1 protein-coding gene and 1 pseudogene are annotated in these 499 nt (G+C 62.3%); both read right to left on the bottom strand.

Annotated elements, in window-relative coordinates:
* Window positions 1-297: glutamine synthetase beta-grasp domain-containing protein (locus LI92_RS21470; protein WP_192830111.1), on the bottom strand; the 297-nt coding region annotated here is incomplete at its 3' end.
* A gap of 115 nt (window positions 298-412) precedes the next feature.
* Window positions 413-499 (bottom strand): annotated as a pseudogene (locus LI92_RS22810) (type VII secretion protein EsxI); the annotation flags it as partial.

Below are 499 nucleotides of genomic sequence, written 5' to 3'. Positions count from 1 at the left end.
GAACGGGTCATGGACGAAGAAGTTCAGGTTCAGCGTCTTGGCGGCCCGGAACGGGTCGATGCGGGCGGTCTCGTAGTCGGGCAGCAGCAGCATGTCCGATTCGTGGATGGACTGGAATCCACGGATCGAGGACCCGTCGAAGGCCAGCCCATCCTCGAACGCGGCTGCGTCGAGGGAGGCCGCGGGAACGGTCAGATGCTGCATCTGACCGGGTAGATCGCAGAACCGGACATCGACGTACTCCACCGACTCGTCGGAGATCAACGTGAGAATGTCGTCAGCTGTCTTCTTGGCCAATGCAATGCCTTCCTCGAAAAACAAGTGGTGTCCACGGCCTCGCGATGTCCGCGCCGGGCACGGACATCGCGGGTCGGGGGATGAAATGTATTGCTACACAAAGCTCCGCTGGGGCTCAGGCCCAGCTGGAGCCGACCGACGCGTCGGTGTTGGCCATGTTGTTGCCGGCGGTCTGCACCTTCTGACCGTGGGAGTTGGCCTG

Origin of the sequence: Mycobacterium sp. UM_Kg1 (genome assembly GCF_000972925.1) — a bacterium.
In the GTDB taxonomy this organism is placed as follows: Bacteria; Actinomycetota; Actinomycetes; order Mycobacteriales; family Mycobacteriaceae; genus Mycobacterium; species Mycobacterium hiberniae.
This window is presented reverse-complemented; position numbering and strand designations above follow the sequence as displayed.